Here is a 15,480-nt window from a genome sequence, read left to right as displayed (position 1 = left end):
CGAAAAATAAAGCGAATGTCAGTGTTTCGGAGGTTCGTCGTCAGGTTCTTCGTCGATCGCCATCGACAGCTCGGCAGGCCGCGCTGCGCCGCCACCCGGTTCCCGGCGCTCGCCCGACAGCTTGATCTGCAGGCGCAGGCCATTGGCCGAGTCGGCATTGCGGATCGCCTCGTCATAGCCGATCAGGCCCTTGTTGTACAGATCAAACAAGGCCTGGTCGAAGGTGCACATGCCCAGTTCGCGCGACTTGTGCATGATCTCCTTGATGTTCTGGAAGTTCCCCTTGAGGATCATCTCGCCGATGGTCGGCGTGTTCAGCAGGATCTCGATGGCCGCCTTGCGGCCCTTGCCATCCTCGGTGCGCACCAGGCGCTGCGAGACGATGGCGCGCAGGTTCGACGACAAATCCATCAACAACTGATTGCGCCGCTCTTCGGGGAAGAAGTTGATGATCCGGTCCATCGTCTGGTTGGCGTTATTGGCGTGCAGCGTGCCCAGGCACAGGTGGCCGGTCTCGGCGAAGGCGATCGCGTGTTCCATCGTCTCGGTATCGCGGATCTCACCGATCAGGATCACGTCCGGCGCCTGGCGCAGCGTGTTCTTGAGCGCGTGGTGCCACGACAGCGTATCGACGCCCACTTCGCGGTGCGTCACCAGGCACTGCTTGTTCTTGTGGACGTACTCGACCGGGTCTTCCACCGTGATGATGTGGCCGGCCGAGTTGCTGTTGCGGTAGTCGATCATCGCCGCCAGCGTGGTCGACTTGCCGGAACCGGTGCCGCCCACGACCAGCACCAGGCCGCGCTTGGTCATCACCACGTCCTTGAGCACTTCGGGCAGGTCGAGCTTTTCGAAGTTGGGGATTTCGGACGCGATCGTGCGCACCACCATGCCTACGCTCTGCTGCTGCACATAGACGTTGACGCGGAAACGGCAGACGCCCGGCAGCGAGATCGCGAAATTGCACTCCATCTCGGCCTCGAACTCGGCGCGCTGACGCTCGTTCATGATCGACAGCGCCAGCGCGCGCGTCACTTCGCCCGTCAGGCGCTGCTGGCTGAGCGCCTTCATCGCCCCCTGATGTTTGATGCTTGGAGGAAAGTCAGCCGAGATGAAGAGGTCGGAGCCACCCTGGTGGTGCATCACCGTCAGGAGCTTGTGGATGTAGGCCTGGGCTTGTGCCGGGCCGAACGTCGAGGACATGCGGGCCTTTCAAAAATTGCAGCAACCTAACCTGCCGGGCAATTATATCGACTATGATTCTCGTTAAACTATTATTTCATGGCTAAAACGGGTCTGCCGCCCCGGTCCGTCGCCCCGGCGCCGGCCACGGTGCGCTACCCGAAACACATAAACATGACACTGACCGAGCTGAAATACATTGTCGCCGTCGCGCGCGCCAAACACTTCGGCCATGCCGCCGAGGCCTGTTTCGTGGCCCAGCCCACCCTGTCCGTCGCCATCAAGAAGCTCGAGGACGAGCTGGGCGTGACCCTGTTCGAGCGTGGCGGCTCCGAAGTCTCCGTGACGCCGCTGGGCGCCCAGATCGTGGCCCAGGCCGAGCGGGTGCTGGAACAGACCGCCGCCATCAAGGAGCTGGCCAAGCAGAACAAGGATCCGCTGGCCGGCCCGCTGCGGCTGGGCGTGATCTACACGATCGGGCCCTACCTGCTGCCACCGCTGGTGAAGAACCTGATCGACACCGTGCCGCAAATGCCGCTGGTGCTGCAAGAGAACTACACGCATAAACTGCTGGAGCTGCTGCGCCAGGGCGAGCTGGACGCCGCCATCATGGCGCTGCCGCTGCCCGACCACGGCATGTCGGTGCAGCCGCTGTACGACGAGCCCTTCGTCGTGGCCATGCCGCGCAGCCATCCGTGGGCGGGCCGCAAGGAAATCTCGGCCGAAGACCTCAAAAGCGAAACCATGCTGCTGCTGGGCGCCGGCCACTGCTTCCGCGACCAGGTGCTCGAAGTGTGCCCGGAAATGGCGCGCTTTTCGGCGCCGGCGGCCGGCAACGGCATGCAGCGCACCTTCGAAGGCTCGTCGCTCGAGACGATCCGCCACATGGTCGCCAGCGGCATCGGCCTGACCGTGCTGCCGCGCGCCTCGGTGGCCGATATGCGCGACCCGAACGGCCTCTTGAGCTATGTGCCCTTCCTGCCGCCGGCGCCGTCGCGCCGCGTGGTGATCGCCTGGCGCAAGAGCTTCACCCGCCGCGCCGCGATCGATGCGGTGGTGCGCGCGGTGGGCGAATGCCATCTGCCGGGCGTGGAAATGGTCATGCTCGAGGCTGCGGCATAGTCTTATCCAGCGTCACCAGGCCAGCATCCTCTCCCCCCTCGCCAGGACCCTCCGGCTGTTCCCGGGCGCCGGTCTGCTCCCGCGATAACACAATCTTCTGGGTCGGGAAGGCGAAGGAGATGCCGGCCGCTTCCAGCCGCTCGTGGATCTTCAGTAGCAGCGTCTCGCGGATGATGACTTGGGTGTCGAACTCGCCTACGTTGATGTACGACCAGACATCGATGTTGAAGGCCCGATCGTTGATGCTGCCCAGCCGCGCGCGATGGCCCTCGGCCATGTTCTTCTCTTCCGTCAGCACCTGCTGGACGATGGTGATCGCCTCCTTCAGCTTGGCCGACGGGGTGCCGAGCGGCACCGCGATGGTCGGGTTGAACAGGAAGCGGTCGCGCGCCGCAAAGTTCTCGATCTGGCGCGCCGACAGGTCGCCGTTGGGGATGGTGACGACGGTGCGCTCGCCGGTGCGGATGCGGGTCGAGCGAATGCCCACGTCTTCCACGGTGCCGACCACGTCGCCGACCTTGACGAAGTCGCCCACCTGCAGCGGCTTGTCGGCGATCACGGTGACGCTGCCGACCAGGTTTTCCACCGTCTTCTGGGCGCCCAGCGCCAGCGCGATACCGCCGATACCCAGGGCCGCAATACCGGTCGTGACGTCGATGCCGAAGGTGCCGAGGATGGCGATGCCAGAGAACGCCAGCAGCAGGATCTTGGCGGCGCGGCGCGCCAGCGTGATGACGGCCACCACCTGGCGCCGCTGGCTGCGCTGCATGCGCGCGGTGGCCAGCTCGGCGACCGCATCGATCAGGCGCAGGCCGAACCATACCAGGGCGATTACCGAGATGATGTCGGTATAGCGCAGCAGGGTCGTGCGCGCGACGATCGACACTGGCAGTTCTTCGGCCCAGTTGTAGAACAGGGCAACCGCGATCAGCAGGCTGGCCGGCGGCAGCGCCGCCTCCATGAAACGCACCAGGCCGTTGGCGCCCGCATCAGGTACCAACCTGCGCATGGCGGCGACGATCAGGGCCGCCACCGTCCACAGTCCGCCAAAGAGCAGCACCCCGAGCCCGACCAGCATCGCCCAGTCCTTCAGCGGCGCGCCGGCGACGACGAGTTCATTCTTGTCGGGCGCCTGCACCACCGGCTCCTGGCGCGCCGCCTGCGCGACCTGGTCGATCGTCTCGCGCGACACGCGCCAGACCTGGTGGTCGCCATCCTGCCCACGGGTCAGCAGGACCGGCACCTTCTTGTCCTGGATGGTCAGGACGCCGACATTTTCCTGCTCGGCCGGCAAGTCGTCGTCGATCTTGCCGATGGTCTCGTTCGACAGCGCGACGAACGGCGACAGCGAGCCGCCATTGTCCAGCAGCGCATGGAAGTTGCGCGCCTGGGAGATGGCATTGGTGCGCTGCCGGTTGGTCCCGGTGGGCGTATCGAGGTACTGGGCGGCGCGATCGTAATCGGGCTCGGCCAGGGCGGAGATCAGGCCCGACACCATCGAGCGCGGCGTCTCGCGCTTGAGCGCATCGGGAATGACTTCCTCGGCGGGCGCCGCTTCTTCGGCCTGGCCGGCGGCAAAGGCGGTCGGTGACAGCGGCGCCGCCAGGGCGATCAACAACAGGAACAGGAAACTGAACGAAGCACGCATAAGCAAGTCGACTCCTCTGACTGGGCATCTGGCTGATGCGGAACAAAAAACAGGGCTCAAAATGAAAACGGACATCCTATGTCCGCTTTCAGGCAAGTCTAGCATCCGGCAGAGTCCGCCCCTCGCACTATTGCCAGGCTTCTACCCTTATTCCACCCGCAACCCCGTCCAAACCGCGGCGAATGCCCATTTATCAGCCATCTCCGTGATGGCCTTGGCGGTGGGCTTGCCGGCGCCGTGCCCGGCCTGGGTCTCGATGCGCACCAGGTGCGGACGCGGCCCGGCATCGATGTTCTGGAGCGCCGCGATGTACTTGAAGCTGTGCGCCGGGACGACCCGGTCGTCGGTGTCCGCCGTCGTCACCAGGATGGCAGGATAGGGTTTGCCGGCGGCCACGTTATGGTAAGGAGAATAGGACAGCAAAGTACGGAACTGCGCCGCATCGTCCGGGTTGCCGAACTCGCCCATCCACAGGCGCCCGCCCGTAAAGCGGTGAAAGCGCAGCATGTCCATCACGCCGACACCGGGCAAGGCCGCCGCGAACAGCTCTGGTTTCTGGTTGACGACCGCACCCACCAGCAGGCCGCCGCCGGATTCCCCATGCACGGCCAGGCCGTCCGGCGTCACGATGCCTTGCGCGCGCAAGTACTCGGCGGCGGCGATGAAGTCGTCGTAGCTGGTCTGCTTCTTGTCGAGGCGGGCCGCCTCGTGCCAGGCCTTGCCGTACTCGCCGCCGCCGCGGATATTGGCGATCGCCACGATTCCCCCCTGCTCGATCCAGGCCAGCAGGCTGGGTTCGTAGTAGGAAATCATGCTGATGCCGAAGGCGCCGTAACCGTGCAGCAGGGTCGGCGCCGGTCCCGCGACGTCGCTGCGCCGGATGAGGAATAGCGGCACTTGGGCGCCATCGCGCGACGCATAGAAGCGCTGCTCGACCATGATGTTGTCCAGGTCGGCATCGACCGTTGGCGCCGCCCACACGCTGGCCGTGTTCGCGGCCACGTCATAGCGATAGATCGTCGTCGGCGCGTTAAAACTGGTGAACAGGAAGAAGGCTTCGTTGTCGTCGGGATGGCCCTGGAAGCCGCCCGCGCTGCCGATGCCGGGCAGTGGCACGACACCATCCGCGCGGCCGTCCAGCGTGAAGCGCCGCAGCTGGGTTTTCACGTCGACCAGGTAGGTGCCGATCAGGCGGCCGCCGACCAGGCGCGCGTCGCCCAGCACGGCGCTGTCCTCGGCAATCAGGTCTTGCGGCACGGCGCCGGGGTCGGCCAGGTCGAGGGTCGCGATCCGGCGCCGTTCGGCGCGCCCGCTGGTCAGCAGGTACAAGGTGCTGCCGGCGTCGCCCACCGGCGACCATTCGGCGTCGAAGCCTTTGACCACGGTGCGCGGCTGCCAGCGTTCGTCGTGCAGGTCGATGACGACGAGGTTATTGGTCTGGGTGCCGGGCGTGGACGTGATCACCGCATAGCGTCCGCTGTCGGTCACCTCGACGAAGTGCAGCAACTCGGGCCGCTCGGGCGTCGCATACAGCAACCGGTCGCTCGACTGCGGCGTGCCCAGCGCATGGAAATAGACCGCGTGATTGGCAAGGGCGGCGTCGCCCGCCGTCGCTTCGGGATAGCGCGTGTAGAAAAACCCGGCGCCATCGGAAGCCCAGGCGATGGTTGTGAAGCGGGCCCAGGCCAGTGAATCGTCGAGGACTTTTCCGGAGGCGACCTCGATTACCCTGATGGTGCGCCAGTCGGCGCCGTCTTCCTGCACGGCGTAGGCGAGCAGCGCGCCGTCTTTCGACGGCGCCCACTCGGCCAGGGCCCGGGTGCCGTGGTCCGACCATGTATTGGGGTCGATCAGCACGCGGTCCGGGCCATCGACGCTGTCGCGAACCAACAGGGTCGCCTGGTTCTCGAGGCCGGGATTGCGCGTGTAGAAATAGCGCCCGCCCCGTTCGCGCGGGATCGTGAATTTCTCGTGATTCTGCAACGCTTCGAGCCGCGCGCGGAAGACCTCGCGCCCCGGCAGGCTCGTCAGGTGCGCACTCGTCACCGCGTTCTGCGCCGCGATCCAGGCCGCGACCTCGCCGTCGCTGCGCGCATCGCCTTCCAGCCAGCGGTAAGGATCATCGATCCGCTGTCCGTGCAGGTTGTCAAAGGCGTCGGTGCGGCGGGTGGAGGGATAGACGATGGAATGCATGACGAATCTCCTTATCAGGCAAGGACGGGATCGCAGATCGGCAGGGTGCTGGCCACGCGGATGGCGCGCGCCAGGCGATCGATCACGTCCTGGTTGGTGAAGGTTTGCCGCTGCTTCACGGCGGCGATGCTGATGGTTTCGTCGACCACGCGGATGGCGGCCATGACGGTCGCGGCGCACAGCCGCACCTCGAGCTCCCTGGGTGAGAGTTCCAGGCGCTCGGCGACGATCGCGGCCAGCGCGTCTTCGGCGCGCTGGGTCGCCATCAGCCAGGACGCGCGCAGGTCCGGCTCGTCCGGCAGCATGGCCAGCAGGCGCACGGCCAGCACGTCGTCGGCCAGGTCGGCGGGGGCACGCTCACTCCCCAGGCAGGCCTGTAGCCAGGACTCGATCGATGCGTCGCGCGGCCAGTCGCGCAGCATGGCGATGAAGCGCAGCGAGGTCGCATCGAACAGCGGCTCGACGCAGCTTTCCTTGTTGCGGAAGTAGCGCCAGACCGTGCGCTTCGACAGGCCGGCCGCCGCGGCGATGTCGTCGCCGCTGGTGGCGGCCACGCCGCGTTCCACGAACAGCCTTGCCGCATGGCGTGAAACCGCCATTCTTGCTTCGTCCTGCACTCCCATGATGCTCCATGCCTGTCACTTAGTGACGTTTACTATGTCACCAAGTGACAAGCCTGTCAAACACCCTGCCTTGGAGCTCAGTCGCGCTTGCGGCGGCGCGCCAGCAGCAGGCCCGCCATCAGCGGCAGCATCAGCGCCACAGTCGACGGTTCCGGCACCTGCGCCACGATCGAGAAGGTGTCGCCCGCCGACAGGCCGGTGGTGTCGAGCAGCCAGTCGCTGCGGCCGTCGAGCATGGTCGGATTGCCGAACAGCGTATCGGCTGTCTCTCCGTTGGCGAACTTGATGACGGCGTAGTTGCTCGAATAGCTGGCCTGGGCGCCGGAGAACGAGGACACGCTGCCCGGCGCTGCGTAGCCGATGCCCTGCAGGCCGAAGTTGAACTGGTGCATCGACAGGCCCACGAGGTTGCGGATGATGGCGTTGAAGCTGAGCGGGCCGGCCAGGTCGGCTTCTTCCAGAACGAAGTTCAGCGTAGTGGTGCTGAAGTCGACCAGGTCAAGGTCGAAGGACACGACGCCGGCTTCGCTGTAGTCGGTCACGATATTGGCGCCGCTGCTGCTCGTCAGGACGACGGCGCTGGCGGAGTGCGAAAAGGCCAGGGCGCTCAGGGCAACGGCGGTGGCGGCGACGAATTTGTTCATGCTCATGTTCGTTTTCCTTTTATAAAAAATGACGATTACAGCGGGCCCTTGGCCCACGGGCCCGAGATCGCGAAGGTCACGCCCGGGGTCTGGATGTTCACGAACAGGTAGCGGCCGGTCGGGTCGAAGCAGGCGCCGGCGAATTCGTTGCCGCGCTGATCTCCGGCGAGCGAAGGCAGCTTGCCGGCGCCCTGCAGCTGCGCGGCCGTCAGGTTGATATTGTTCTTGGCGAAGATGTAGGCGTCGCCGGCGCCGGTCAGGCCCATCAGGCGCTGGCCGTAGCCGAAGTGGTCGGTGATGGCGCTCGACGAGTCTTCGCAGATCAGGATCGCGTTGCGCGGGCTGACCGTCAGGTTGTCGCCCATATTGCCCACCAGCTGGCTCGGGCTCGAGTAGATGCATTTCAGGGTCTGGCGCGCCAGGTCGAGTTCCCAGATCGCGCCGCGGTTGACGTGGCCGCCCGAGGTGTCCATCACGTACATCTTGCCCTGGGCATACCAGATGCCTTCGCCGCGGTTCATGCGCAGCGCACCTTTCATCCAACCCTGCACGAAGGGGCCGGCGGCGCTGTTGATGGTCTCGCCGTTGAGGCCAACGCCGCTGCCGCGATTGGCGTCCGGATTGGCGATCGGCACCCACTCCAGCTCATAGGTATCGTCGACCGAGGCCACCGCCAGGTTGACGTTGTTGCGGCCCCTGACCTTGGCCATCTCGAGCACGCCGCCCATGGCCAGCGAACCGGGCGCGCCGGTCTTGACGTCGGGGATGTAGCGGTAGAAGCCCGACTTGCCCGAGGAATCCTCGGTCAGGTAGACGTTGCTGTTGTTCGGGTCGACGGCGGCGGCTTCGTGCGCGAAGCGGCCCATATTGACGATAGCCTGGCCGCTGACCTGCTGCGGATCGGCCGTCACCTCGAACACATAGCCGTGCTTCTTGCCGCCGGCGCTGACCGTGTCCGAGCCGATCTCTTCGCAGGTCAGCCAGGTGCCCCAGGGAGTGATGCCGCCGGCACAGTTCTGCTGGGTGCCGCCCAGGCTCGGGGTCATGCTGACCCAGTCGCCGTCGCGGAACACCAGGTTGGTCGTGCCGCCGCAGGAACGGTTGCTCGAGTTGCTGCTTACATTGCCGGTGTCGTACAGGCCATAGGCATTGATGAAATTGACAGCGGCACTGCCGCTGATTTCATGATTGCGTACCAACACTTGTTCCGTACTGCGACCCACCTTGCGCGTGACGATCACGCCCATGCCGTCGTGGCCGCCCGGGCAGGGACGGCCGTCGCTCATGGTGTCGCCGCGCCAGCCATAGCTCTTGTAGCTGAAGCCCGGCGGCAGTTGCAGCAGCGGCAGGCCGGTGGCCAGGTCGTTGACCGGGGCGATCGGGCCGTAGGGGCTGTCGACCAGGGCGGTCGCACCGTTGGCCGCCAGCGCTTCGCGGGCGTGCAGCGCGGCGAAGGCGCCGACGAAAGGCAGCGCGGAGGCGCCGGCCATGCCCTTGAGCAGGTTGCGCCGCGAAGGCGACATATCGTGTTCGTTCATTAGATGCTCCAAATTAGGATCGAGCCGGTGGTCCGGCGTCTGGTGTCGTTGGCGGCGCCCGTGCGTCAGGCCCGTCCTGTCCCTACCACCCCCGGTAGGACTGATGCATTAAAACAAACAAAAATGTCAAATCCATGACGATAAAATGACAACATTGATGCATTCGCGATGCAGTAAAGACGCGGTCGTGTCATGCAAAACCGATAGCGCCCGTATGCACAAGGCGACATAGCCGCCATGCCGCCAAAGGGGCTAGAATCGCTGCTTCCTGCTCAACAGTGCTTCTCTGACAAGACGCGATTCACCATGAACAAGCTGGCGCTCTATTTCCGCCTGGTCCGGGCCGACAAGCCGATCGGCATTCTTCTCTTGCTGTGGCCTACCCTGTGGGCGCTGTGGATGGCGTCCGGCGGCGTGCCGGACCTGCAGGTGCTGGCGATCTTCGTCGTCGGCACGGCGCTGATGCGTTCCGCCGGCTGCGCCATCAACGACTACGCCGACCGCGACTTCGACCGCCACGTCAAGCGCACCGTCGACCGCCCGCTCACCAGCGGCAAGATCAGCGGCAAGGAAGCGGTGATGGTGGCGGCGGTGCTGGCCATCGTGTCCTTCCTGCTGATCCTGCCGCTCAACGCGCTGACCAAGCAGCTGTCGGTGGTGGCGGTGGTGGTGGCCGGCACCTATCCCTATTTCAAGCGCTTCTTCGCGATTCCCCAGGCCTATCTCGGCATCGCCTTCGGCTTCGGCATCCCGATGGCCTTCGCCGCCGTGCAAAACCAGGTGCCGGCCGTGGCCTGGTGGCTACTGGTGGCGAACGTGTTCTGGGCCGTGGCCTATGACACCGCCTACGCCATGGTCGACCGCGACGACGACCTCAAGCTCGGCATGCGCACCTCGGCCATCACCTTCGGGCGCTTCGACGTGGCCGCGATCATGCTGTGCTACGGCGCCTCGCTGGCGATCCTGCTGCTGTGCGGCTGGTCGCTGGGCCTGCGCTGGTGGTTCGTGGGCGGGGTGGCGGTGGCGGGCTGCATGGCGCTCTACCACTACACCCTGATCCGCGATCGCGACCGCATGAAGTGCTTCAAAGCCTTCCGCCACAACAACTGGTTGGGGGCCGCACTGTTCATTGGTGTCGCGCTCGACTATGCATTAGGTTAATATTGTCCAAAAGGCATTCACCCACCACACACAAGAGGCCCACGATGATCGAAAAAATCCCGACCCAGACCGGCACCCGCGACCAACTGGTCAGCGACCTGAAGACCGTGATCCACGACGCCGAATCCTGGCTGCGCAACGGCGGCCAACTGACCGGCGAAGAGCTGAAGGCCGCCAAGGTCAAGTTCGAGCAGACCCTGGCATCCGCCAAGATCGGCCTGATTCACGCTGAAGAGACCGTTGTCGAGCGCACCAAGGTGGCCGCCAAAGCCACCGACGAATACGTCAAGGACAACCCATGGAAGTCGGTCGGCCTGGGCGCCGCCATCGGCGTCGTGATCGGCATGCTGATCGCGCGTAAATAAGATGACGATCTCCGCGACCGTCGGAAGGATAGGATCCAACCTGCTCGCCATGGTGCGGACCAGGTTGGAACTGGCAGCGATCGAGCTGCAGGAAGAGACGCACCGGCTGATCGGCTATCTGGCCTGGGGCGTCGCGGCCGCCTTTTTCGCGGTGGTCGCGGTGTTGCTGGCGATCCTGTTCGTGCTGGTCCTGTTCTGGGACACGCATCGCCTGCTGGCGATCGGCGGCATGACGGGGTTGTTCGCGTTGCTCGGCCTGCTCGCCTTCTTCAAGGTGCGCGGCGACCTGGTGACGCGTCCGCCGCTGATGGCCGCCACGCTGGCCGAACTGCGCAAGGATGCACAAGCCGTCAAAGGAGAGCCTGTCCATGAGCAGCAATGAAACCCTGGCGGCGCGCCGCCGCCTGCTGGCAGCCCAGTGCGCCGAACAGCGCGCGCTGATGGCGCATGACGTGGCGCTGCTGCGTCATCCGTCCGAACTGGGCGGCGCCCCCGGCTACGTGGCGCAGCACAAGACCGCCGTCCTGGCCGCCGCCGGCCTGGGACTGGGCTTTTTGGTCACCAAGCCGAAGTGGGTAGTCGGCGCGGTGACCGGCGCCCTGTCCGCCTACAAGCTGGCGCAGAAGGTATTGCCGGTGCTGGGCTGGAGAAAGTTCGAGATCCACTGATCCGGGTGCGCGTGAACGCGCCAACCGGGCCGCTGTCCAACCGGACGAGCGACCACGGTTGGAGGCGATATGCGCACACGAATCCTGCGGCCTGTTCTGGCGCTGACCTTCCTGGCACTGACCTTCCTGCTGCCGCTATCGGCGGCAGCCATGCAGGCGCAATCGCCTGACACACTCGCTGCGCGCGTGGACGGCGTCTATCGCGTCGGCGCCTTTTCCCTGTCCTTCTCCAATAACGGCCTGCGCATCAGCCATGCGGCCGAGCCGGCGCGCATCCTGTGGGCCAGCGTGCCCGGCCGCGCCTTCCTCGGCGCCGCCCAAGGCCAGGCCGACATCCGCCAGTTCGGCACGCCCGACGGCTCCTACCGCATCGATGACCGCCTGCTAGCGCAATGCCTTAGTCAGAGCATCGATGCGCTCGAGCCCGCGACCGACACGCTGGTCGTGCGTGGCCGCTTGCGCGGTCCGGGCTGCGACGTGGGCTACCGCCTCGCGTTCGACGCCGCCGGCGCCAACCAGCTGCGCTTCCGCCTGCAACTCGACGGCCCCCAGGCGGCGCAGCTGAACCGCAGCTTCCTGCGTCACGCCTCGAGCGCCGACGAACGCTACTTCGGCCTGGGCCAGCAACTGACCTGGTTCGACCAGAAGGGCAAGACCATCCCGGTGCTGGTGCAGGAACACGGCGTCGGCCGCGGCCTGCCCGGCTTCACCCAGCTGTTCGACCTGCTCGAAGGCGGCGGTGGCGGCAGCGAGGTGTCCACCGGCGCGCCGGCGCCCCACTACCTCAGTAGCAAGCTCAATTCGCTATTCCTCGAAAACACCGAGTACAGCATCTTCAATTTCCAGCATCCCGAGCGCGTGGACATCAAACTGTTCACGGGCGCGATGACGGGCCGCATCCTGTACGGCCGCACACCGCTCGAGCTGATCCGCGAGTACACGGCCTATGCGGGCCGCATGCCGCCCCTGCCGGACTGGGTCGGGCGCGGCGCCATCGTCTCGGTCCAGGGCGGCACCGACGAAGCCAACAAGAAGCTCGATACCTTCGAGCGCGCCGGCATTCCGCTCGCGGGACTATGGATCCAGGATTGGCCGGGCGTGCGCATCACGAACGCCGGCAAGCAGCTGTGGTGGAACTGGGAGCTGGATGAAAGCTACTATCCGCGCTGGGACGCACTGGTCGACCGGCTCGCGCGCCTCGGGGCCCGCATGCTGGTCTACATCAATCCTTTCCTCAGCACCGAGGCCGGCCACGACAGCCTGTACCAGCAGGCGCGCCAGGCCGGCTACCTCGTCAAGAAACAGGACGGCACGCCCTACCTGATCCGCAACACCAATTTCGATGCCGCCCTGGTGGACCTCAGCAACCCAGAGGCGCGGACCTGGATCAAGAATGTCATCAAGAACGAGCTCCTCGGCCGCACCCGCGCTTCCGGCTGGATGGCCGATTTCGGCGAGGCGCTGCCGTTCGATGCGGTGCTTGCCAACGGCAACGATCCCGCCGCTTGGCACAATCGCTATCCCGAGGAATGGGCGGCCGTGAATCGTGAAGCGTTGGCCGAGGCCGGACGCGAAGGCGACGTCATCGCTTTTCACCGTTCCGGCTTCACCCGCAGTCCGGGTCAGGGAACCTTGTTCTGGCTCGGCGACCAACTGCAGACCTGGGACGGCTACGACGGCATCCGCACCGCGATCGTCGGCATGCTGTCGGGCGGCGTGTCGGGCTTCAGCCTGCTGCACAGCGATACCGGCGGCTACAACGCCTTCGGCCTGACGGTGCTGGGCCGGCAGGTTCCCGTCATCGCGCGCAACAAGGAATTATGGATGCGCTGGGTCGAGCTCAATGCGTTCACGGGCGTGCTGCGCACCCACGAGGGGCTGAACCCGGCGATCAGCTGGCAGGTGGATAGCGATGCTGAAACCCTCACCCACTTCGCGCGCATGAGCAAGATTTTTCGGGCACTGGGTTTCTATCGCCAGGGGTTGATGCAGCAGGCGGCGGACAGCGGTGCGCCGCTCGTGCGCCATCCGTTCCTGGAGTTTCCTTCTGATCCGGCTACCTACGGGCTGCGCTACCAGTACATGCTGGGGTCGGACTTCATGGTGGCGCCGGTGGTGACGCGAGGAGCGCAATCGGTGCGGCTGTATCTGCCGGCCGGCACGTGGATTGAACTCTGGACTGGCCGGCCTTTCGAGGCCGGCGCGGGCGCCTGGACCGAGGTGGCGACGCCCTTTGGCAAGCCGACCGTCTTCTATAAGGCCGGTTCGGCCGCGGGCGAACGCCTGGTCACGACCTTGAAAGCGGAAGGCCTCTATTAGGCGCTCTAGACTACTTCGGAATAAGCATTTCAAACCCTTCGTGCTGCAGCCTGTCGCAAAACGCCGCACTACAAACTCAGCATCACTACAATGATTTCATTGTGACAACGCGTGAGAAGTCGTATGCGCTTCCTTGTCCTGACCACAGACTTAGGGGAATTAAAACAATGACAAACGCGTTAAGAAAAGTGGTGCGCTTTCTTACTGTCCCAATCCACATGCTGGCGGTGTGGCTGACGTTTCTAATCGTATTGTGGGCCACCCGGGGAGGCGCAGGGGGCGTTCCAGCGCTGTGCATAGCCATCGCCGTTGCCGGTATCCTGTGGTGGCGATCCACGCGTCTCGCATCGCGCCGCCGCGCCATTGTGCATGGCAGCCTCATGGTACTGGCCCTGGCTCCGGTGGCCTATGTCCTCGCGCCGCTCGCACCTTCGTCCCTGGCGCCGCTTTCTACCGATCCCTCAGCCGAGTTGTGGTCGACAGGACCAGGCCGTGCCGTCGCTGTGTATCGCTATCCGGCCGATGCAGTGCGCGCCAGGCATACTGCGCTTGTGTTCGTGCACGGCGGTCCAGGTGCGTATGTCAGGGACATCGATCGCGCCTTCTTCGCCGGTTTCGCGCGTGCCGGGTTCGACGTCGTGCTCTACGACCAGGTCGGTGCCGGCCGTTCCTCGCTCCTCAGTCCCGAGCACTATACGCACGACAACAACGTCAAGGATCTGGCCGCTGTGCTGGCGAGAGTGAACATGCCGACCGTCCTGGTAGCACAATCGTATGGCGCAACTTTGGTCACGTCGGCACTGGCTAATCTAGACGTACGCAAGCTGGTTACCCATCTCATCCTCACCGAACCCGGCAGCATCCCAGGTGCAGCATTCTCGTTGGATAAATCCATGTCGAAAAAGACGACCCATGCGCCCGACGCAACGCTTCCGCCAAGTGTAGCGGTCATGGGCAAGCTGTTAGCGCCGCGCGCAATGCTTGCGGCCTTCCTGCCGGCGGGGAACGGCCTGGCGTCACAGGAGGAGCTCATCAACAATTACACGCCGGACGTACAGCGCTTACTGGTATCCAATTCGTTCTGTAAAGGGGATACTGCATTGTTGAACAGCTTCCATCCTGGGCGTTTCAACCTGATCGCGAACGCCCGCATCAAGAACGATGCCGGTAAGGCAGCGACACCCGACTTGCACGACATGGCGGCGCCGGTAATGATGCTACTCGGCGAATGCAGCTATATCCCTCGAGGGCGCGCGATGGAATACTTCGGTGTCTATTCAACGGCACGCGCGCATCTAATTCCAGGCGTTGGACATATTGTCTGGGGTAACGCTCGTGGACAGGAACTCACACGCGACGCCATCGTCCGATTCGTGGACGGTGCGCCGGGCGTGTTGCCCAATGAACCGACACAGGCAACCGCGCGTCTATTCGTAGAGAATGGCAGGTGAGAAGACACAAAGGTCCGCACTGGGTCGGTTGCGGACTTACCCATGCTCGGTCCGAGCATGATATGCCGAACGGCTTTGTCAGGCGCCCTTAGTTGCTGCCCAGTTCTCCGTCCAGTTCACGTCCACGCGCCGCCGCCTTCATCGCCGCCACGATGGCCTCTTTGACGTCGGCCGCTTACAAGGCGGGTTCTGCCGCGGGCGAGCGCCTGGTTACGGCCTTGAGATTAGAGGGACTCTATTAAGCGTCCTTGGCTACGTTTAGCACCCCTAAATTCCCTGAGGTTGCCATGGATGCGACCTCCGAATACACTCAGACGTTTCGAACATCTGCTGTCGGCCAGAAGCGAATGCCAACCTCCCGCGACGCTATCTAGCATCTATCATGAGCTCGGCCGCGCGGACAACTCGATAGGATCGAAAAGTTGAATCGCCCCGGCTTTCGTGGAGGCCGGTTAGTGTGAGTCAGGCCGGGATGGCTTGACCGCTCAGTTGCTTGTAATAGTTTGCCTCAGCTTCCGCCGGCGGTATATAGCCGAGTGGTTCGAGCAAGCGGTGGTGGTTAAACC

The 15,480-nt window shown here is 64.6% G+C and carries 13 protein-coding genes; 7 read left to right on the top strand and 6 right to left on the bottom strand.

Translation table 11 applies throughout. The features are described from left to right. Window positions 1-18: 18 nt before the first annotated feature. Window positions 19-1,203, bottom strand: a complete 1,185-nt coding sequence (locus FVD38_RS04170; RefSeq protein ID WP_147933662.1) for a PilT/PilU family type 4a pilus ATPase — start codon at window positions 1,201-1,203, stop codon at window positions 19-21. A 153-nt stretch (window positions 1,204-1,356) separates the two neighbouring features. Here FVD38_RS04170 and FVD38_RS04165 point away from each other — a divergent pair, with 153 nt between their 5' ends. Next, entirely contained in the window at window positions 1,357-2,304 is a 948-nt protein-coding gene (locus FVD38_RS04165) for a hydrogen peroxide-inducible genes activator (RefSeq protein ID WP_147933661.1), read from the top strand. Here FVD38_RS04165 and FVD38_RS04160 read toward each other — a convergent pair. The 5 genes from FVD38_RS04160 to FVD38_RS04140 all read right to left on the bottom strand — a co-directional run bounded on the left by FVD38_RS04160 (window position 2,282) and on the right by FVD38_RS04140 (window position 8,950). After that, window positions 2,282-3,952, bottom strand: coding sequence for a mechanosensitive ion channel family protein (locus FVD38_RS04160; RefSeq protein WP_147933660.1), 1,671 nt, complete (start codon window positions 3,950-3,952; stop codon window positions 2,282-2,284). The genes FVD38_RS04165 and FVD38_RS04160 overlap by 23 nt on opposite strands. Before the next feature lie 147 nt (window positions 3,953-4,099). Then, complete coding sequence (locus FVD38_RS04155) at window positions 4,100-6,145, bottom strand: prolyl oligopeptidase family serine peptidase (protein ID WP_147933659.1); 2,046 nt, start codon at window positions 6,143-6,145, stop codon at window positions 4,100-4,102. Window positions 6,146-6,159: 14 nt separating this feature from the next. Further along, window positions 6,160-6,744 (bottom strand): TetR/AcrR family transcriptional regulator, encoded by a 585-nt coding sequence (locus FVD38_RS26755; protein WP_370660626.1) that lies wholly within the window; start codon window positions 6,742-6,744, stop codon window positions 6,160-6,162. A 101-nt stretch (window positions 6,745-6,845) separates the two neighbouring features. Beyond that, complete coding sequence (locus FVD38_RS04145; protein ID WP_147933657.1) at window positions 6,846-7,418, bottom strand: PEP-CTERM sorting domain-containing protein; 573 nt, start codon at window positions 7,416-7,418, stop codon at window positions 6,846-6,848. A 29-nt stretch (window positions 7,419-7,447) separates the two neighbouring features. Then, window positions 7,448-8,950: a PhoX family protein gene (locus tag FVD38_RS04140; protein WP_147933656.1), complete on the bottom strand. Its 1,503-nt coding sequence runs from the start codon at window positions 8,948-8,950 to the stop codon at window positions 7,448-7,450. Window positions 8,951-9,256: 306 nt separating this feature from the next. Here FVD38_RS04140 and ubiA point away from each other — a divergent pair, with 306 nt between their 5' ends. The 6 genes from ubiA to FVD38_RS04110 all read left to right on the top strand — a co-directional run bounded on the left by ubiA (window position 9,257) and on the right by FVD38_RS04110 (window position 14,914). After that, a complete protein-coding gene (gene ubiA / locus FVD38_RS04135; RefSeq protein ID WP_147933655.1) occupies window positions 9,257-10,111 on the top strand; it encodes a 4-hydroxybenzoate octaprenyltransferase in 855 nt (284 codons plus the stop codon). 44 nt (window positions 10,112-10,155) lie between these two features. Next, window positions 10,156-10,476 carry an ElaB/YgaM/YqjD family protein gene (locus FVD38_RS04130; RefSeq protein ID WP_147933654.1) on the top strand — a complete coding sequence of 107 codons (321 nt, stop codon included), beginning with the start codon at window positions 10,156-10,158 and terminating at the stop codon, window positions 10,474-10,476. A gap of 1 nt (window position 10,477) precedes the next feature. Further along, on the top strand, window positions 10,478-10,858 hold the full coding sequence (locus FVD38_RS04125; RefSeq protein WP_147933653.1) for a phage holin family protein: 381 nt from the start codon (window positions 10,478-10,480) through the stop codon (window positions 10,856-10,858). Continuing rightward, window positions 10,845-11,144: a hypothetical protein gene (locus FVD38_RS04120; protein ID WP_147933652.1), complete on the top strand. Its 300-nt coding sequence runs from the start codon at window positions 10,845-10,847 to the stop codon at window positions 11,142-11,144. Before FVD38_RS04125 ends, FVD38_RS04120 begins: the two co-directional genes overlap by 14 nt. A 69-nt stretch (window positions 11,145-11,213) precedes the next feature. Continuing rightward, window positions 11,214-13,463, top strand: coding sequence for an alpha-glucosidase (locus tag FVD38_RS04115; RefSeq protein ID WP_147933651.1), 2,250 nt, complete (start codon window positions 11,214-11,216; stop codon window positions 13,461-13,463). 167 nt (window positions 13,464-13,630) lie between these two features. Further along, window positions 13,631-14,914, top strand: coding sequence for an alpha/beta hydrolase (locus tag FVD38_RS04110; protein ID WP_147933650.1), 1,284 nt, complete (start codon window positions 13,631-13,633; stop codon window positions 14,912-14,914). Window positions 14,915-15,480: the final 566 nt, after the last annotated feature.

Origin of the sequence: Massilia arenae (genome assembly GCF_008014745.1) — a bacterium.
Taxonomy (GTDB): Bacteria; Pseudomonadota; Gammaproteobacteria; order Burkholderiales; family Burkholderiaceae_D; genus Telluria; species Telluria arenae.
The sequence above is the reverse complement of the archived record's forward strand: the minus strand, read 5'-3'. Positions and strand labels throughout refer to the sequence as shown.

Coding starts and splice junctions, on each gene's coding strand:
- FVD38_RS04155 (WP_147933659.1), bottom strand. CDS start 6,145: ATGCATTCCATCGTCTATCCCTCCACCCGCCGCACCGACGCCTTTGAC.
- FVD38_RS04110 (WP_147933650.1), top strand. CDS start 13,631: ATGACAAACGCGTTAAGAAAAGTGGTGCGCTTTCTTACTGTCCCAATC.
- FVD38_RS04165 (WP_147933661.1), top strand. CDS start 1,357: ATGACACTGACCGAGCTGAAATACATTGTCGCCGTCGCGCGCGCCAAA.
- FVD38_RS04170 (WP_147933662.1), bottom strand. CDS start 1,203: ATGTCCTCGACGTTCGGCCCGGCACAAGCCCAGGCCTACATCCACAAG.
- ubiA (WP_147933655.1), top strand. CDS start 9,257: ATGAACAAGCTGGCGCTCTATTTCCGCCTGGTCCGGGCCGACAAGCCG.
- FVD38_RS04160 (WP_147933660.1), bottom strand. CDS start 3,952: ATGCGTGCTTCGTTCAGTTTCCTGTTCCTGTTGTTGATCGCCCTGGCG.
- FVD38_RS04120 (WP_147933652.1), top strand. CDS start 10,845: ATGAGCAGCAATGAAACCCTGGCGGCGCGCCGCCGCCTGCTGGCAGCC.
- FVD38_RS26755 (WP_370660626.1), bottom strand. CDS start 6,744: ATGGCGGTTTCACGCCATGCGGCAAGGCTGTTCGTGGAACGCGGCGTG.
- FVD38_RS04115 (WP_147933651.1), top strand. CDS start 11,214: ATGCGCACACGAATCCTGCGGCCTGTTCTGGCGCTGACCTTCCTGGCA.
- FVD38_RS04140 (WP_147933656.1), bottom strand. CDS start 8,950: ATGAACGAACACGATATGTCGCCTTCGCGGCGCAACCTGCTCAAGGGC.
- FVD38_RS04130 (WP_147933654.1), top strand. CDS start 10,156: ATGATCGAAAAAATCCCGACCCAGACCGGCACCCGCGACCAACTGGTC.
- FVD38_RS04125 (WP_147933653.1), top strand. CDS start 10,478: ATGACGATCTCCGCGACCGTCGGAAGGATAGGATCCAACCTGCTCGCC.
- FVD38_RS04145 (WP_147933657.1), bottom strand. CDS start 7,418: ATGAGCATGAACAAATTCGTCGCCGCCACCGCCGTTGCCCTGAGCGCC.